Annotated in this window: 13 protein-coding genes; 5 read left to right on the top strand and 8 right to left on the bottom strand. The window is 59.5% G+C overall.

Annotation, left to right across the window (positions count from 1 at the left end):
- Positions 1-108 precede the first annotated feature (108 nt).
- Together C934_RS0117850 and C934_RS0117845 are read right to left on the bottom strand one after the other, a co-directional pair.
- Complete coding sequence (locus tag C934_RS0117850) at positions 109-2,094, bottom strand: CHASE2 domain-containing protein (protein WP_018858014.1); 1,986 nt, start codon at positions 2,092-2,094, stop codon at positions 109-111.
- Positions 2,094-5,870 carry a FecR domain-containing protein gene (locus C934_RS0117845; protein WP_026371882.1) on the bottom strand — a complete coding sequence of 1,259 codons (3,777 nt, stop codon included), beginning with the start codon at positions 5,868-5,870 and terminating at the stop codon, positions 2,094-2,096. Before C934_RS0117845 ends, C934_RS0117850 begins: the two co-directional genes overlap by 1 nt.
- A 111-nt stretch (positions 5,871-5,981) precedes the next feature.
- Here C934_RS0117845 and C934_RS0117840 point away from each other — a divergent pair, with 111 nt between their 5' ends.
- A complete protein-coding gene (locus tag C934_RS0117840; RefSeq protein WP_018858012.1) occupies positions 5,982-6,521 on the top strand; it encodes a Pycsar system effector family protein in 540 nt (179 codons plus the stop codon).
- Between the two features lie 232 nt (positions 6,522-6,753).
- Here C934_RS0117840 and C934_RS0117830 read toward each other — a convergent pair whose 3' ends face one another.
- A complete protein-coding gene (locus tag C934_RS0117830) occupies positions 6,754-7,599 on the bottom strand; it encodes an arylamine N-acetyltransferase family protein (protein WP_018858011.1) in 846 nt (281 codons plus the stop codon).
- 70 nt (positions 7,600-7,669) lie between these two features.
- Entirely contained in the window at positions 7,670-8,131 is a 462-nt protein-coding gene (locus C934_RS0117825; RefSeq protein ID WP_018858010.1) for a cupin domain-containing protein, read from the bottom strand.
- Positions 8,132-8,408: 277 nt separating this feature from the next.
- On the opposite strand from C934_RS0117825, the gene C934_RS0117815 reads away from it, so the two are divergent.
- Both C934_RS0117815 and C934_RS0117810 read left to right on the top strand, forming a co-directional pair.
- Positions 8,409-8,882: a pyridoxamine 5'-phosphate oxidase family protein gene (locus C934_RS0117815; RefSeq protein ID WP_156828764.1), complete on the top strand. Its 474-nt coding sequence runs from the start codon at positions 8,409-8,411 to the stop codon at positions 8,880-8,882.
- On the top strand, positions 8,879-10,222 hold the full coding sequence (locus tag C934_RS0117810) for a GAF domain-containing protein (RefSeq protein ID WP_018858008.1): 1,344 nt from the start codon (positions 8,879-8,881) through the stop codon (positions 10,220-10,222). The genes C934_RS0117815 and C934_RS0117810 overlap by 4 nt, the downstream gene beginning before the upstream one ends.
- Before the next feature lie 28 nt (positions 10,223-10,250).
- Here C934_RS0117810 and C934_RS0117805 read toward each other — a convergent pair whose 3' ends face one another.
- Positions 10,251-11,114: a DMT family transporter gene (locus C934_RS0117805; protein ID WP_018858007.1), complete on the bottom strand. Its 864-nt coding sequence runs from the start codon at positions 11,112-11,114 to the stop codon at positions 10,251-10,253.
- 87 nt (positions 11,115-11,201) lie between these two features.
- Here C934_RS0117805 and C934_RS0117800 point away from each other — a divergent pair, with 87 nt between their 5' ends.
- The gene (locus C934_RS0117800) at positions 11,202-12,617 is read left to right on the top strand and encodes an aminotransferase-like domain-containing protein (protein ID WP_051085598.1); all 1,416 of its coding nucleotides are present in this window, start codon (positions 11,202-11,204) and stop codon (positions 12,615-12,617) included.
- A gap of 22 nt (positions 12,618-12,639) precedes the next feature.
- On the opposite strand, the gene C934_RS0117795 is transcribed toward C934_RS0117800, so the two are convergent.
- On the bottom strand, positions 12,640-13,416 hold the full coding sequence (locus tag C934_RS0117795) for a DUF1194 domain-containing protein (protein WP_018858005.1): 777 nt from the start codon (positions 13,414-13,416) through the stop codon (positions 12,640-12,642).
- Positions 13,417-13,693: 277 nt separating this feature from the next.
- Between C934_RS0117795 and C934_RS0117790 the strand changes: the two genes are divergently transcribed.
- Complete coding sequence (locus C934_RS0117790) at positions 13,694-14,659, top strand: S1C family serine protease (RefSeq protein ID WP_018858004.1); 966 nt, start codon at positions 13,694-13,696, stop codon at positions 14,657-14,659.
- 395 nt (positions 14,660-15,054) lie between these two features.
- On the opposite strand, the gene xdhC is transcribed toward C934_RS0117790, so the two are convergent.
- Together xdhC and C934_RS32090 are read right to left on the bottom strand one after the other, a co-directional pair.
- On the bottom strand, positions 15,055-15,909 hold the full coding sequence (xdhC, locus tag C934_RS0117785) for a xanthine dehydrogenase accessory protein XdhC (protein ID WP_018858003.1): 855 nt from the start codon (positions 15,907-15,909) through the stop codon (positions 15,055-15,057).
- 187 nt (positions 15,910-16,096) lie between these two features.
- Complete coding sequence (locus C934_RS32090) at positions 16,097-17,197, bottom strand: AraC family transcriptional regulator (protein WP_083929871.1); 1,101 nt, start codon at positions 17,195-17,197, stop codon at positions 16,097-16,099.
- Positions 17,198-17,346 lie beyond the last annotated feature (149 nt).

Raw genomic sequence — 17,346 nt, 5'->3', positions numbered from 1 at the left:
CTCCGCCTGTCTGCAACGTAGATCGGTTGCGGCGCAAATCTCCGGCTGTCAGGGGGCGCTTGCCCATGCCTGACGAAGGTTGCACGGGCCGAGATCGACATTGTCCGACTAGTCGTCGACCCGCCGCGCACACTCGCTTTGGACAATTGAGTAATAGAGACGAAGCGATGGAAAGGCCGCGGTGAGCGTCTCAAACCTCTCATCGAGGGGAAGCAACGTTCGATTGTACTTAGCGGCCAGGAAAGTTTTATGCAGCTCCACCTGCTCCGCGCTTGCGTCCTCAACAATCGTATACACAGGCGACGGCGTCGTTCGTCCCTTCACGACGATTTGGTCGAGCTCCATGACGTTATAAAACCCGCCTACGAGACGTGCAGTTTCCTCCCCAAGCAAGATAGCTACGCCGTAGTTTTTTGACGCCCCTTCCAGGCGCGAAGCAAGATTGACTGAATCCCCAAGGCAGGAATAGTCGAAGCGCCGGCTCGAGCCCATGTTGCCGACGACACATTCGCCTGTATTGATCCCAACGCCCATCTTGAGAACATGCTGTGGTGAACCGCTTGCACGCGCTTCTATCTCGAGTTCCTTGTTGAGCTTCCCGATGGCCGTCTGCATTGCAATCGATGCCTGAACAGCGTGGAGCGCGTGCTCGGGGTCATCGAGGGGAGCGTTCCAGAATGCCATGATGCAGTCGCCCATGTACTTATCGATTGTCCCTCCGTGATCCATGACGATATCGGAGAGCGGCGTCAGCAGGCGGTTGATCAGGCCGGTTAGCTTTTCCGGATCATCCTTCATCGTCTCGGCGATTGTCGTAAAGCCACGGACGTCGGAAAATAGCACCGACAACGTTCGTCTCTCGCCGCCGAGTTTCAGCTGCGAAGGGTCATCCGATAGCCTTTTGACAAGATCGGGTGAAATGTATTGAGAAAATGCGCGGGTAATGCGTTGCTTGTTTCGGCGCTCTTCCGCAAAGTCGAAAGCGGCCTGGCCGAAGGCGACCGAGGCAAATGCAACGGTCGGCCCAAGCGGTGATACGAAGAAATGGCCGAAACGCAGGCCCGTGTAGGACAGCAGTGCGAATAAGCAGATGGCGACAACAGTTGCCAGGAGGGTGAGCCAGCCAGTCGATTTCCAGACGGCTGCAGCAGCGAATGCGGCTGCGAGCAGAACAAATCCAATAAAAGGCACCATGCTCGTGCGATTGATCGACAGCCGTTGCCGAAGATTGTCATAGATCGTTGCCTGGATCTCTACGCCGGCCGTGAGCTTCCCCGTATGCATCGTATATGGGGTGGCAAAGGCGTCAGCACCTCCCTTGTCGATCTCCGGGGCGTTCTGGAGACTAAGACCCACCAGGACAACGCGGTTATTGAACGTTCCTTCGGGCAGAAACGTCTTCGGGTCGAGGGCCTGATAATATGAGACCGTCTGATAGCTCCGTGCTGGGCCAAAGGACTGGATCATCGCGTCCTGCGGGACCGGCACGCCATCGTGGCCAGCGGCTCGCAAAAGCGTGGCGGCAAAGCCGTCTTCGTAGATCGGGATGGTCCGGAAGACACCGTCCCCACCAAGTTCGATTGAGGCAATGCCCGTGCGAGCACCGGCCGCGGTGAGTTGAGGCAAAGGTGTAGCCCGCACGAGTTGGTCGGCTTGCGGCGTTTCGATCAAGGTTTCGTCGCCTGCAAGCACGATGTCAGGGCCGACCGCGGCGGCAATTGCAGTATCGTTCTCCGGTGTCGAGGGCTCTGCCATGATGATATCGAGGCCGACTGCCTTTGCGCCGGCTTCTCGCAATTGCCGGATCAACTGAGCATGCAAGCTGCGCGGCCACGGCCATTGTGCGTTTATTGCCGCAAGTGAAGGCTCGTCGATGGCAACGATCACCGGCCCCTCCCCCGGCGGCGCCAGGCCATCGATCGTCGACAGATAGTCGAAGGATTTGAGCTCCAGTAGCGGCCAAGCCGGCAGGCGCGAGAGTAGCGAGATCCCGATCAATGTCAGGAGAATAAGGACGAGCAGCCGGAGGCTGCGGTTGCTGAACAGCCAACCAGCAGATCCTGAAGCCGGACCAAGGGTCGGTGTCTTGTTCATCAGAAACGAACTTTGAATGTGCCCTTCACGGCACGTCCCCAACCAGGAACACCCGGCGTTATTTCAAATGTCTCATCGAGGAGGTTGAACGCAGCCACTTCAAGAGCAAAGCGCTTGTCGAACGGCTCCCATATCAAATTGGCATCAAGCGTCCAGAAGTCATCAAGCTCTGTCCCGATGTCGTCTCCGTCCCGTTTGCCGATATAATTCGCAGCGATCGTCGCTTTCACCTTCGCTTCGTTAACCCAGGTTAGAGCGACCTGACCCGAGTTGCGTGGAACGAACGGAAGCGCACCGCCAAAGTTGACGCTTGCTTCATCCTTGTTCTCCGAGTCCATACGAGCATAGGTCGCGGAAAGGCCAAACCCGTTCCCCAACGCAAAATTTGCCGTGACGCTTGCGCGGTCGAGGCTTGCTCGTTCCAAATTCAAACTATCCAAGGCGGGGAGCGCCGTCAGCGGCAGCCCGATCGTCATGTCGTGCAGTTCCTGGTGCTGATAGCCCATGGACGTGAAGAATCTGTCCGTCCACTGGGAATCCCATTGTAGTTGAGCAGTGTCGACATAGCCATCGACTCCAACTGCAATCTGATTGGGCTGCAGCCCGACAATACCGATCGGGGCAAGTGTCGGAACGCCTATCTCAACGCTCTGACGCATGAATGCGGCGCGCAACCATTGATCTTCGACCGGCGCCCAGGCCACGCCCAATCGCGGCTCCAGCCGGCTGACATCCGTACCGTCTCCATCCAGCCACGTCGCATGGAGCGCATACTCAGCCTTCAGGTCCGGGGTGATCTCGTGCAGCAAGTCTACGTAGGCGCGCGTCAGGTTTGTTCGATTGGATGCTTCTTCAGGGTCGATCGTCACATCCGGGACAAAGAGGGGGAACAGCTCGAAGAACTCGGCAAAGCCGCTGGCACGCGTGTCGATCCATCCTCCCTCAAGTCCGTAGCGCCAGGTCAAGCCGTTGTCAGTGCCAAGGCTGTGACTGATGGCTGCGACATAGCTTTTGGACGATAGGCTTTCATTTGTGTGCCCGAAGGGAACGAGGTCCGGCGGCGGCCCTCCGAGGAAAGGCACAGCAGACTGATCGAACACGAAGTCATTCGTACTCTGCGACTTAACTTCAGAATAAAGCAGTGCCGCATTAACGATATTTCGGTAGCCGAATGTGTGGCTCCAGCCTACGCCACTGTTGAGATTATCGAGACTGTTGCGTTCGTTGCGATAGAAGGGCAGTTCGGGCGGAGCGAGGTCAAATCCGAGAAGAGGAAAGAAGAGTTCGTCATTGAACCGGGCCGAAGGCGATGGATCAAGCGTCAGCGAATTCAGGTCGAAGTCGCTTCGGCTTTGATTGATGAAGGCAACCAGCCGATCCTCAGGGGTTAGAGTGGCCGTGATATAGCCGTTGGCGCTCAGCAGCTTGTTCTCGGTAGAGAAGTTTCCGAAGTTGGCATAATCTCCTTCGGCTGGAATTTCCTCCCACTCGAAATTGCCGAAAAAGCTGATCGGGATCGTCTCGTTGGCAAAGCCCTGAATCTCGGCTTCACCGACACGCCCGGTGTGGCCGCCAACGTTGTTTATGCCGCCACCGATAGAACCTTCGATAAATGGCGTGCGAAGGAGCGTGGCCGATCTCGACCGACCTGACAACATGTGCGGATCGAGCAGCAGTCCCTGGAACAGGGAGGAAAAGCTCGTTGCGTTGGCGGTGTTTTCAATCACGCTGTCGCCAAAGGTAATGGCGTTCTTGAACGGGTTGATACTTCCCTTGAGGGCCTGGTCAGTAAAACCGCTACCTTCAAACGGATCAAAGACCGCGTCGCCGTAATATCGGCCCCAGGCGTCGAGGCCCTGCAAGCGAAACGCGTTGTTGAGCGTGGATCCGGCGTCCTGGTTGGCTCCAAGCGCGCTGAAATCCCCGCCGCGGGCACGCGCGCGCCTCAGAAACTCCTGAGCGTTTGCTATCGCGCCGTCGGCATCGTAGTCGTCAATAGCAACGGCGGTTCGAAATGCTGCAATAACGGGATCATTCTTGTCCAGTCGGTCGGCATTCTCGAGCGCCTGATTTGAAGGATCCCTGTCGCCACGCTCATAGTGGCCTGCGGCCAGCATGAGCTGCGCTTGCGAGTAGCTCGGATTGGCGGTGGATGCCGCGAGCAGGTCTTCGATCGCCTTTTCTCGTTCACCCGTCTGGAGATAGTAGCGTCCACGCGCAAGCAGTGCGACGTCGAAGGCTGGATCGGCGGCCAGTGCCAGGTCGATCTCTCGCTTGGCTTCCTTCATGCGCGATTGGTCGAGATAAAGGATCGCAAGATTGGCGTGGCTGATCGGATCGTCGGGATCGAGTTCGATCGCCTTTTTAAAGGCCACCTCCGCCTCACGGCTGGCACCGCGAGCATCCTGCAGCAGGCCGAGATCATTCCATGCCATCGCGGAGCCTGGCGCAATCTCGATCGCTTTGTTCAGGTCTGCAAGCGCTGCATCGAGATTTCCCTCGAAGTCGGCGCGCATACGAGCGCGGGCTTGCAAGCCATCAGGATCCATGGGGTCGATCGAAAGTGACCGTTCGATCGCCTCCCGCATCTGGGCGCGGTCATTGATCAGAAGGGCAAGCTGTGCGCGCAGTGCCGGCAGCCGCGAATCCGTCGGATAACGCGCTTCTGCTTCCTTCATCGTCCTGATGGCCGCGGGAATATCTTCGAGGAAGCCGGCCGTATAGGCCTTCATAACCGCAGCATAGGGACCTGTGATCGATGCGGGGGGCGTCTCCACATGATCGGGGTCGCGTAGGGAGCGGGAATAGTAGCCACCGTAGGCGGCAATGCTCCGGCGCTGTGGATCGAGTGCAGGCTCGGCCCGTGAGAACAGTCGTGCTGCATCGTCGTAGCGTTTTTCGGCGCCGGCGATCAGGGCTTCGATCAAATCTGCACGGGCGCTTTGGGTAACCGACAACTTGAGCGCCCGAGCTCTCGCCAACGACCCGAGTGCCTCCCGGCGACCATCAAATGACAACTGTACTTCGGCGAGCGTCAACCAGTCTTCCGCGGTTCTTGCTTCCGGTGCCCTGGCTTCGATGCGGCTGCGCTCGGACCTCATTTTCTGCATCGGCAGGGGCGAGGCAGGCATGAAGGTAAAACCACCGCGCAGCGTTAGATAGAACAGCATCTGCTCGCGATCGTCTGGTGTCACAATGACCAGCTTGCGCGGTGCCTGTCCGATCGTCGCAACTGCCGCTTCGCCCTGTGCGACTTCGACGCTACCGTGCTCGTTTTTAAGCTCTACCCGGCCCTCGAGCACGATCAGTGAGGTCTGGTCGCCCTTGACCGTCATTGTCCAGTCGGTGCCACGAATGGCAGCGGCTGCGGCCGGCGTCTCGACCGTCAGGCCCTGGCCACCGCGCTGAGCGCGTGCCCAGATCGTACCAGATTGCAAATTGAGAATCGTGTCACCGTCGGCAGCCATCTGCTTGACCTGTAGCGCAGAATTGCGGCCCAGGCGCACCTGCGTGTGATCGGCAAACAGGATCGCCAATTGACCATTGGCATTGGTGCGCAGCACGTCGCCGCCGAGCAAGTCTTGATGAAGAGCGACGTTCTGCCAATCGGAGAGATCGACGAAACGAACCTCTTCTCCCGTCTTGCGGTCAATCACCGAGCCAGCAGCTCGCGCGGTTCGCTGGATAGGCTCCGCCGCGGCGGGATGCGTCAAATATAACGCAATCACCGCGATCGCTGTGCCCCCGCACGCGTATCTCGTAAATCTACCCCACATATTGGAAGGATTTGTCTGCCTATAGTTGAAAAGTCAAGCGGGAGAACCACAGGGATTTGCTTTGTTCCAGGAGTGTAATATTAGAGAAACACTTCAGCATGGGGATGCAATGTGAGTGACGTCGAGAACACCACGGACTTTTTGAGTAGTCCTCCAACAAATGCAGATATTAGCTCCGAGTACTTCGATCATATCAAGAAGATAAACGATATATTCTACGATCAAATCAAGATTTCAGACCAAAAAGCTGCGTATATTTTTACATTCATGCTCGCGTTTCTTGTTACATCGAGCGAGGGACGTGAGGTTTTTGCCTGGAGCCGCTACACTCACGGGACGCCGGTAGGCATTCTTTTCTCCGGCGCGCTTGCTCTGGCTTCAATCTTCTCGATTCTTTCTGCGATTCTCGTCGTCCTGCCCCGGCACTTGAATTCGTCAACATCCCTGTTCTGGGGCACCTGGCACAAGCACCGAGGACACTTTTGTGAAGCCGCGGGCAAGCGCGACGCCGGCTATCTGTTTGAACAATACCTCGAAAACGCCGACATTCTTTCGACCATCGCGCGTGGGAAATACCGGTGCGTCGTCTGCGCATTCCGGGGGCTGATGGTGACCGTCGTCGCTTACATTCTCTTGCTTGCAGCGACGTAAGAGGTTCGGTCTTTTGGCATCCCTCTCATGGCACGGCCGCCGCCTTGGCCATGTCGTAGTACGGAGTTCTCAGGTTTCACGGCTTTTTGGGCGCCCCCATACACGGAACCTTATGCCGATGCCTCAACCCCGCCGATGGCGAGTGCCGTGTTCAGGGCGAGACGGTCATAGAATGCAGTTATCTGAAGCATCGATGTTTCCTTGAGTTCCAGAGTGTTGATGGGCGGCCTTTTCAGGCCGCCTTGTTATGACCGATCGCCTGGATCTTTTCCCAGACCCGTCCGAATTGGGGAACGTCGAGGTCGAAGAAGGTTTCGAACGTGTCCGCGAGATGGTCCGCGCTTGTGATGCGCAGCTCGCGAACGCTGTTCGGCGTGACGCTGCGCAAGCGATCGTTCTGCAGGGCGACATAGCCGTCCGTGGTATGACGCAGAACGGCAAGCGCATTTGTGAACGGCGACCCCGGGTCCTGCATCAACCAGGCATGCGTGGCTGCCATGGCCGCCTCGTCGCTGTGGTCCGCCCGGAAATCGAAGCTGGACGCTATACCCCGCATGTGATTGTTGAAGCGCAACCAACCGTCATCTGTCGGCATGATCGAAAAATCGAAACCGCGCTGGCTGATGGGTCCGACGGCAAGCGGGACGGGATCGATGATGGCGTCGGCCACGCCCACTTCGGCGAGATAAGGTCGATGAAGATCGACCCGTAGCGTCAGGTGATTGCCGATCGCGATGTCCCCCAGCTTTTCACGGTCGACGCCGCCGCAAAGGCGGGTCACTCGAAAGCCGAGTGCATCGAGAGCCGCACCGAAGAGGCCATTCATCTCGTAGCACCAACCACCGCGCCTTCCTTCCACCATCTTGGCGAAAGCCGATCTTGGTGTGATCGAGGACGGCCACTCCATGAAGGCATCCAGCGCTTCCCATGTGAATGTCATGAGGTGGGCGCGATGCAGTCTCGATAGGCCCTGAAGGTCGAGAGAAATAGGCCGGGAGACCCCGATCTTAGCAAGATAGGCATCCAGCTGATCGGCTGTCAGCGTCATTTCGTTTTCGTTTGAAGGCGCGCGTGTCATCCTTCGGTCTCCTTTCGATGGACCGTTATTGAATTCTCGATGCTGTATTTCAGGGTGGCTTGTCGCCGGATCAGGCGACCTTGCGGCCTTCGACGGGCAGGAAGGTCAGGCCGAAATCCATCGCGACAGAGGCGATTTGCTCGGGCGTTTCGGGCTTGCAAAGCTCGATGATCGGAAAGAAATTCTCGAACCCGCCGGGCGTCACAACGACCATGATATGGCCTTCGCTTTCGCCGACATTCCGGAAGCGGTGCGGAACGCCGCGTGGCAGCGCGATGCAGCCGCCTTCCGTTAGTTCGACATAGTCACCGGCACACCAGAAACCGAAGCGGCCAGACAGGACACGGAAGAACTCATCCTCGCGCTCGTGCATATGAAGCGGCGGACCTTCCCCGGGCGGCACGGTGGCCTCAAACATACCGAACGAACCGCCGGTGTTGGCCGCCATCATGCGTATGACATGCTTGCCGAACGCCATTGCGGGCGTTCCATGGTTCGGCGGCGATACCGCCGCATGCGTAAACTTCTCCATCATTCACTCCAGGCTTCAGCCGTTTCGGTTGCGACGATTTCGTGCACGGACGGGTTCGGATGCCGTGCCGGTTCGATATGGCGGCATGATCTCGGCGTTTGCAGCTTCGGTGGCATAGATCCGCAAACGACGGGGCAGATGGTTATCCAGACGGTCCAATCCGTGCGGCGTTTCTATAGCGCGCCGGAAAACCGCGCGTTCCTAAAAGAATGTGCAAACCGTGCCGAATATCCTAAAAGGATGCTAAAGAGGGTTAGGACACGCAGTGGGGGCGGCGGTGCAGGTCGACGACAAGCTTCTCGATTTCTTCAAGCGACCACTTATGTGCATCATAGCCGCCGCCGACGAAACGGGGCACCCATCGGCTGGACGCGGAGTCGGCTTCCACATTTTCGACGACCGGGAGACGATCGACGTCATCTTCTCGTCCTGGCAATGGCCTCGGCTCGAAACCTCCGTCCGGCAGACGGGCCGGATTGCCGCCACCTTCGTCAGTCCATCTGACTATGTAAGCTTTCAGCTCAAGGGGGCCGCCTCGATGCGGGACACGGAGGCACATGATATCGATTGTGCCGACCGCTTCATCGCGGCAGCCACGGGCGAGCTTGAAGCCCTTGGAGTGCCCGGGCGCATCATTACGCCGTGGCTTACTGCTCGCGAGGCCAAGGTCGTTCGGCTTTCCGTGAGTGAAATATATATCCAGACGCCCGGCCCGCTTGCCGGCATGCTGGCTTTCGCGAGGCCCAGATGAGCTTGCGTCTCAGCGACCTGTCAGCCTGCTTCGAAGGCGTCATTCCCTCCATCATCGCCACTGCCGCGGCCGACGGAACGCCAAACATCTCCTATCTTTCTCATGTGGTGCGGGTCGATGAAGACCACGTTGCCCTCTCCAATCAGTTCTTTGCCAAGACGGCGGCGAATGTGCGCGCCAACCCTCAGGTCGCGCTGATCCTTGTCGATGGCTTCACGGGCGACCAGTTCCTGCTCGACATCGGATTCGTGCGCTCCGTCGATGCCGGCCAGCTGTTCGACAAGATAGCGCTCCAGCTCAAGGCGAGCAGCGCGCAGGTCGGCATGTCGGAGGTAATGCGGCTGCGGAGCGCGGATATCTTCCGTGTGCGCCGCATCGAGAAGGTCCCCTCCCCGGTGGAAACCGCGCGTAGCCCGACAGGCCGTGATCCCGTCAGCCTTCCCGCTCTATCGGACGCAATACGGGCCATCGAACGGCAGGGAGAAACGGACGAGATCATCGATAGCCTCCTCGCCGGCATTCAGCGCGTTCTTGGATATCGAAATGCGGTCGTGCTCATCCAAGATAGCCATCGCGGCTGCCTGGTCACGACCGGCAGCCTCGGCTACGACCGTTCGGGACTGGGATCCGAAATCGCCGGGAGCGAGGGGATGATCGGCGCGGCGGCAACGAGCGGACAAACGATCAAGGTCAGCGACATGAGCCGCGTGCGCCGGCTCGGGGAAGCGATCGGTATGGAGGCAGAGGCATCGGAAAACGCCACGCGTATCGTCGCCTTTCCGCAATTGCCCATGGTAATGAGCCAGATCGCCGTACCCATGTCAGCTCGAGGCACCGTGACCGGAGTACTTTTCGTCGAAAGCACGGAACGGCTGGCCTTCCGCGAGGAAGATGAGGCCGCGCTTGAAATTCTGGCAGGACAGGCCGCCAGCGCCTTGAGGGCGAGCGAACGGGAGGCGGCGTCGGCCGAGCCGACGCAGGGTGCACCCGCGCTCGCGTCCGAACCTGCGGCCAGCGGCCGGGATATCCGCGTTGTCCATCATCGCGTGGACGACAGCGTGTTCGTCGACGGTACCTATATCGTGAAGGGCATTGCCGGTACGCTGCTTCGTCTGATGCTCGAATGGCACCTGAGCGACGGCCGCAACGAGTTCACCAACAGGGAGATGCGGCTGGCCGTTGGCGGCCGGATGCCGGAGATCAAGGACAATCTCGAGACCCGGCTGTTGCTGCTGCGCCGGCGGCTCGAAGAGAAGCAGGCCCCAATCCGGATTGTCAGGGTCGGAAGGGGCCGCGTTCGTCTGGAAGCGGAAGGAGCACTCAGGTTCGACGGCGCTTGAAAGACGCTGCCGACAACGAGGCGCCGCGCTATCGGGCAAATTTGCGGGCAGCCGCCACGCAGGCAATTACCGCTGCGGTTACCGCAAACATCGTCCAGGTCACCGTTTCATGCAGCAGCGTTGCGGCAAGCGTCAGGCCGAGGAAGGGCTGAAGCAATTGCAGTTGACCTACGCTCGCGATTCCGCCTTGTGCCAGGCCCCGATACCAGAAAACAAAGCCGATCAGCATGCTGAATAAAGAGACATAGACGAGGCCCGCCAACGCAGGGGCATTGATGCCCGAGAAGCTTGTTGGCATGAACCAGATCGACGCAAGGATCATCAGCGGCAGCGACAGAACGAGCGCCCAGGAAATGACCTGCCATCCCCCGAGTTTCCGCGAGAGCTTCGCCCCTTCGGCGTAACCAAGCCCGCAGACGACGATCGCCGCCATCATCAAGGCGTCTCCGAGGGGCGCAGCACTCAGTCCCTGCGCCACGGCGAAACTGCAGACCAGCGCACTTCCCATCACTGCAAAGAGCCAGAATGCCAACTTCGGACGTTCCCCGCCGCGGATCACGCCAAAGATGGCGGTGGCAAGTGGCAGGAGCCCGATAAAGACCACCGAATGTGCCGAGGTAACATGCTGCAGGGCAAGCGCAGTCAACAATGGAAAGCCGACCACCACGCCTGCGGCAACCACCACCAGCGATATCAGATCGTCTCTTGCCGGACGCTTCTCCTTGAACAGCAGCAAAAGCAAAAGCGCCAGTGCTCCTGCAATTCCCGCTCGCGCCACTGTCAGAAACACCGGATCAAACTGCATGACCGCCACACGCGTGGCGGGTAGCGAGCCGCTGAAAATCACTACGCCAATAAGGCCGTTAAGCCACCCAGATGCGGTGCGGTCCATGTACACTGCCTTTCTCACATGCCGTTCTTATCGGCCCAAAGCCATGGCAGCGCCAGCGACAATCTGGTACAGTTCAGGAAAACTGTTATGCCTGAGGTAGCAGTACAGATGGATTTAAATACGGAACTCAACACCAGCCGGGTGGCGACGGTCATGGCCACGATCCGGCAACGGATCGCCGGCCGCAACCTGACGCCAGGCGCGAAATTGCCATCCGTTCGGGCAATGGCCAAAACATCCGGCGTGTCCACGTCGACCGTCGTCGACGCCTATGAGCGCCTGGTTGCCGAAGGCGTGATCCTGTCTCGACCGGGTTCCGGTTTCTACGTCGCAAACCAGGCCGCTCCATTTTCCCTCTCCGACATCGGCCCCAAGCTGGACCGAGCCGTCGATCCGTTCTGGGTTTCCCGGCAGTCGCTTGAAGCCGATGACGGGGATCTGAAGCCAGGCTGCGGCTGGCTCCCACCGTCCTGGCTTCCGGAAAACGGCATTCGACGGGCCTTGCGAACACTGTCGCGTGCCGACAACACGGCGTTCGCCGACTACGGCTCGCCCCTCGGATTACCGCCGTTACGCCAGCACATTGCGCGACGCATGGCGGAGCGAGGCGTGGAGGCCTCCCCGGATCAGATCATGCTGACGGAATCGGGCACACAGGCGATCGATCTCCTCTGCCGTTTCCTTCTCGAGCCTGATGACGTCGTGCTGGTGGATGATCCCTGCTACTTCAATTTCCAGGCGCTGCTGCGGGCCCATCGTGCCAGGATCGTCAGCGTTCCCTATACACCCTCAGGTCCGAACATCGAACTGTTCAGCCAGGTTGTTGCTGAACATCGACCACGCCTCTACATCACCAACTCGGCAATCCACAACCCGACAGGCGCGACGCTTTCTCCTGTTGCGGCCCACAAGGTCTTGAAGATCGCTGATCAATTCGAGCTCACCATCGTCGAGGACGATATTTTCGCCGATTTCGAGCACACGCCGGCGCCCCGTCTTGCGGCGTTTGATGGCCTGGACAGGGTCATCCATATCGGAAGCTTCTCCAAAACCCTGTCGGCCTCGGCCCGCTGCGGTTTCATCGCCGCAAAGCCGGAATGGGTCGACGCACTGATCGACCTCAAGATCGCCACCACATTCGGCGGCGGGCGGCTTTCGTCCGAACTTGTTTATAAGGTCCTCAGCGATGGCAGCTACCGCAAGCATGTCGAGGCTCTGCGCAGCCGGCTCTCGGAGGCGATGTTTAACGTCTCGGCGAAGCTGAAGAACCTCGGCATCGTTCCCTGGCTGGAACCCTCGGCAGGCATGTTTCTTTGGTGCCGGTTGCCCGGAGACGTCAACGCTGCCGATGTTGCACGCGCTGCCCTGGAACGGAAAATTGTCTTCGCCCCAGGAAACGCGTTCAGCCTTTCACAGTCAGCCCAGAACTTTATGCGCTTCAATGTTTCCCAGACGTTGGATGCCCGCGTCTTCGATGTGCTGCGCGACACTTTGAGGGGCTGAGCGGGCGGCAGCCGGCTCGCGATCAGCGCTCGAACATGTCCTGCCATTGCCGCTCGCCGATCATGCAGTCGGTCGCGGGTTGGCCGGCGATCCGCTGTGTCGCCGGCGGTGGAGGAAGACCACTGACCTCAAGAACAAGTTTCCGCCGCACCGCGACGGCGAAATCCTCGATCTTGTAGACCGGCAAGACGAAAGAACCGGGGCCGCCGATCACGCAATCCGCATAATACCTGTCGAGACCGGCTGGAGCCCCGGACGGGCGCAGCATGAGCGCAAGTCCATTGATGACCATGCCCGTCTCCACTGCCTTGTCGCGCGTTGGCGCAACCGGACTGCCGGAATTGTTCGTACCGTCTCCCGAGACGTCGATCACCTGTCGCATACCGGTGTAGGGGCTGGAGACGATCATCGCAGCCCCTTGCGCAATCGCGGTGGAGATCGACGTGCGGCGCTGCGTAGCGATCGGCCGCTGCTCGAGCTTGTTGGCAAAGGCGATCGCGTCCTGCTCCGTCGCGATCACATGCCAATCGATGACGGAATCCGGCACCACATAGCCCGCCCATTCGAAGTAACTGATCGCAATGCGGCCTGTGAGGCCCCCGGTCACCGCGTCGATGAATTCTCTGTGCTTGAGCGCCTCGACATAGCCTTCGCGCTGGATGCGAGCCTCTTCCTGATCCATGGATCGAGAGGTATCGACAGCAAGGACGAGTTTCACGTCAACCTCGCCTCCCCCGGGTTCCGCCACAACGGGGGTTGCACCGGAGAGGCTGATCAGCATCGCGAGCGTCGCAAACATGGCACTCCAATCCCTTTATCCAAGCAGTCAAAAATGTAGCACAGCTTGATATGCAGGCGACGTTGCCTTGCATCCGCTGGGTCAAATTTCAGTGATGGGTCGGCGCAATGCCGGCGTCTCTGAACGTGCTCGCTACAGTAGCTTGGGCGCCCCTTGATTTAAGTTGCGCGCAATCTCATCTGAATAGACACTATTTCAACCTGTCGAACCGACAGCCCCTCGCCTTTGCAGCCGCTGCCGTTCCTCAAAGCGACGCTTGCGCGTCGGAGGAGTTTTCATGGGATTCCTGGATCGTGACATCCAACCGTCTCAGGACGCTAGCCTGTTGGATGCCTATTCTCATTCTGTATCGAACGCGGTCGACCTCGTCGGCCCCGCCGTCAGTCGCATTGAAAGGGTGGGCGGCCGCACCGGGCACGGTTCCGGCTTCGCGATCTCTCCCGATGGTCTTGTCGTGACGAACAACCATGTCGTCGACGATGCAAAGACCGTTCGCATCAAAACGCCAGATGGCGCTGTGATCGAGGGCAAGGTGCTGGGCCGGGATCCGGACAGCGACCTCGCTCTCATTCGAGCGAACGACTGGCCGGGCGCCTGGGCCAAGCTTGGGGACTCTAAGAGCTTGAAGCGCGGCCACATCGCAATCGCAATTGGCAATCCTCTCGGTTTCGAGTGGACGGTGACGGCTGGCATCGTATCCGCGCTCGGCCGATCGATGCGCGCCGCCAGCGGACGCTTGATGGATGATATCATCCAGACCGATGCGGCGCTCAATCCGGGAAATTCCGGAGGCCCGCTGGTGTCCTCGGCAGGCGAGGTCATTGGCGTCAACACGGCCGTGATCCAAGGTGCGCAAAGCATCGCCTTCTCCGTCGCGTCCAACACCGCCAAGCATGTTGTGTCGGAACTCTTGAGGTTCGGCCATGTGAGGCGCGCCTACATCGGCATCGCGGCGGATACCGTGGAACTGCAACGCCGCGTGGCCCTGGAAGCCGGGCTTGTCCAGACAACGGCAGTGCGACTGCGCCGGGTCGAAATTGACAGTCCCGCAGCGCGAGCCGGGCTTCGGGAAGGTGACTATCTGCTTGCGATCGATGGCCACCCGACCACGGGTATCGACGACGTGGTCAGGCTCATGGATGGCGACAGGATCGACATGGACGTCGAGGTGCTGATCTTTTCAGTCGCGGGGCGGATCGAACGCCACACGGTCCGTCCGACCCATCGACCGAAGTCGGCTTAGCCGTCAGGCCGTAGCCCTCGACCTCGCCCAATCTTACACGCGGTCTCAAGCAGTGAAGGAACGACCGAGCGCCCGCGATTGTTTCCTAGTTGAAAGGAGACGTCATGAGAGAAGAGTTACGCGAGATATCGTATTCACCGGCCATGTTGCAGAGACAGTATTGCCTCGACAAGGGAGAAGCGCGGCGGCTGCTGACCAGTTTCGGCAGCTCCCGGCATGAAATGGATAGGCTGCTTGCCGCGCGAGGCAGAACAACATTGCATCGAAGGCGCGAAATTCATACGCCTCTGTCAAGAGCTCCCTTTGGCATCGGATAGCCACCGATCGTGACATCGTAACAAATCACGGTCGGTCAGGAACCCGACGGCTCCCTCGAGGGAGCGGGAGTCGAAAGGTCATTCGTCAGCCTTGAGCTTGTGCTTTCCGCTAATGGCCCCCGCGCCGAAAGATAGCACCGCCACCATAATCTCGGCAGCCGCCAGCATTGCGATGACAGCGGGGCGCTTATCTTTTATGGCGGTGCCGCCGATCGGGCAGACGAGGCGATCAAGAAGCTCTGGCCTGCCCACTTCGCGTGATAACCAATTCCTGAAGGTCGCACGCTTCGTCTTCGAGCCGATCATCCCGACATAGGCGGCATCGTCCCGACGCAGTGCTTCCATGGCAATCAAAAAGTCGAGCGCGTGATCGTGGGTGAGGATGACAAACGCGCTTCCTGCCGGTGCATTGCGCACGATCGCCTCGGGCATTGCGGTCAGGCACGTTTCGACCCCCGAAGCACGCGAGGCGGCAAGCTCGTCTTCACGGGTATCGACCAGTATTGTGCGCAATGGCGCCAGTGACAGCGCAAGGGCCAATGCGTCGCCAACGTGACCGGCTCCAAAGACATAGACATGGGGCCGTTGGGCAATCTCGTCATCGGCCCGAGCAATCAACTCATCGGCCAGTTCGCTTGTGACCGCGGTGAAGGAAAGGCCAACGCGACCACCGCAGCATTGACCGATCTCAGGCCCGAGAGGAATGCTCATCGTCGCTACCGACTGGGACTGGCGGAGTGCCCGTCGTGCCTGGTCGATCGCCATATATTCCAGTTGGCCGCCGCCGATCGTTGAAAAGGAACGGCTCTTGGACACCAGCATCCAGGCATCGGTATCGCGCGGCGTCGAGCCTACCGCTCCCGTCACTTCGACGAGTATGCAATCCGGTTCTCCGCGCAAAAAGTCCCGCAAATCCTCGCGAGCGGCAGGCATACCGATCAACCTTTCCTTTCAAGAACACGCATGCGCTCGATGGCACACGTTCCGGCATCCGAAGCACCGATGCACGGAGGAACATGATAGTCCGCAATGCTCGCTGCCGCCATATCCCTGGCTGCCCTCCCCTGACGACGCCCCCTCGTACTCGGCACGGCAATGGTGCGCCGTTTAAATACCATCGTCAGCCGGTTATTTTCATGCGCCGAGTGACGGACTTTGAAAAGTTCAGGGCTCGATCCGGGAGACGTGACGCATCATCCGCGAGCTGCCCGTCCTGCCCGGCCGCGCCACTGCCCTCGCGCCGGAACGCGTCGGGGCTTTTCGACATCCATTTGCGGAAGGCTCGGAAGAAGGCGCTGGGCTCCGAATAGCCAAGCTGGGCGGCGATATCACCTGTTGTCTTCGACGTGTTGAGCAGCAGATCGACGGCAAGATCGCGGCGTATGTCATCCTTGATGCCGGCGTAACTCTGGCCTTCGTCACGCAAGCGGTGACGCAAGGTTGAGGGCGGTATCCGCATTTCAACAGCGAGATCCGAGAATGTCTTCCATGCGGCCGGAGGCACCTTGTCCAAGCGCCGCCTGACGCTGGAGGCGAGCCCCGCATCGTAGCGATAGCGCACGAGGATATTGGCCGGTGCGCCCCGCAGAAACTGCTTCAGCGCCTGTTCCGTGCGGGTGACCGGCAAATCCAGCATTGCGCTGTCGAAACCGAGGCGACTGGTTGGTTGTCCAAACCTGACGGGCGCTCCGAAGAAGAGCCGATAGTCAGCCCCCTGCGTCGGCTCGGCGCAACGGAAATCGACAAGCCGAATCGGAATGCGTCTGCCGACCAGCCAGCAGGTTATCCCATGGATAAGGATCCAGTAGGTGCGATAGGCGAAGGCCGACCGTGCTTCACAGGCATCCGTTAGTTCGATCTGGGCAAGCCCGTCTCTGACAACAAGCTTGCCACGCGGATCGTCCAGCACCACGTCGAGGAAACGCAGTGCCCGTCGCAGCGCATGGCCGAGCGTCGGCGCGTGCAGGACACAATGGCAAAGCAGCGTAAAGCTGCCGCTGCGCATCGGACGCCCGCCCATCCCGAAAAACTCGTCATCGAGCTCCTTGGCAATCGCAAGCCAGAGAGCGCCATAGCTCTCGGCGGATACGGGCTCATCGATAACCTCGGGCAGCCCCAGCGACAATAGAATTGGCGCTGTCGGCCGCCCTGTTCGGCGCAAGCTGTCAAGCGCCTCCTCGACGAAGCCACGCGCGATCATGCGTCTCTCAATGTCAGCCACCAGCTCCTCCACCTATGGCAAAACTGTCCGAAACAATGCAGCATTTTTGTCATCGCTTGCAATATGGCGACGGAATAGAATCCGTCAGCTTGGGCTGGGCCGGGGAGGTGTCACAGTCCGGGCAGACGATCGCAAGGTGATGGGAGCAA

The sequence above is a fragment of the Rhizobium sp. 42MFCr.1 genome, assembly GCF_000377185.1.
Lineage (GTDB): Bacteria > Pseudomonadota > Alphaproteobacteria > Rhizobiales > Rhizobiaceae > Rhizobium > Rhizobium altiplani.
The sequence above is the reverse complement of the archived record's forward strand: the minus strand, read 5'-3'. Positions and strand labels throughout refer to the sequence as shown.

Bases quoted from the DNA above. Each gene is read 5' to 3' on its own strand.
- C934_RS0117825 (WP_018858010.1), bottom strand. From the start codon at position 8,131: ATGGAGAAGTTTACGCATGCGGCGGTATCGCCGCCGAACCATGGAACG.
- C934_RS0117850 (WP_018858014.1), bottom strand. From the start codon at position 2,094: ATGAACAAGACACCGACCCTTGGTCCGGCTTCAGGATCTGCTGGTTGG.
- xdhC (WP_018858003.1), bottom strand. From the start codon at position 15,909: ATGCCTGCCGCTCGCGAGGATTTGCGGGACTTTTTGCGCGGAGAACCG.
- C934_RS0117800 (WP_051085598.1), top strand. From the start codon at position 11,202: ATGCCTGAGGTAGCAGTACAGATGGATTTAAATACGGAACTCAACACC.
- C934_RS0117795 (WP_018858005.1), bottom strand. From the start codon at position 13,416: ATGTTTGCGACGCTCGCGATGCTGATCAGCCTCTCCGGTGCAACCCCC.
- C934_RS0117805 (WP_018858007.1), bottom strand. From the start codon at position 11,114: ATGGACCGCACCGCATCTGGGTGGCTTAACGGCCTTATTGGCGTAGTG.
- C934_RS0117845 (WP_026371882.1), bottom strand. From the start codon at position 5,870: ATGTGGGGTAGATTTACGAGATACGCGTGCGGGGGCACAGCGATCGCG.
- C934_RS0117790 (WP_018858004.1), top strand. From the start codon at position 13,694: ATGGGATTCCTGGATCGTGACATCCAACCGTCTCAGGACGCTAGCCTG.
- C934_RS0117810 (WP_018858008.1), top strand. From the start codon at position 8,879: ATGAGCTTGCGTCTCAGCGACCTGTCAGCCTGCTTCGAAGGCGTCATT.
- C934_RS0117830 (WP_018858011.1), bottom strand. From the start codon at position 7,599: ATGACACGCGCGCCTTCAAACGAAAACGAAATGACGCTGACAGCCGAT.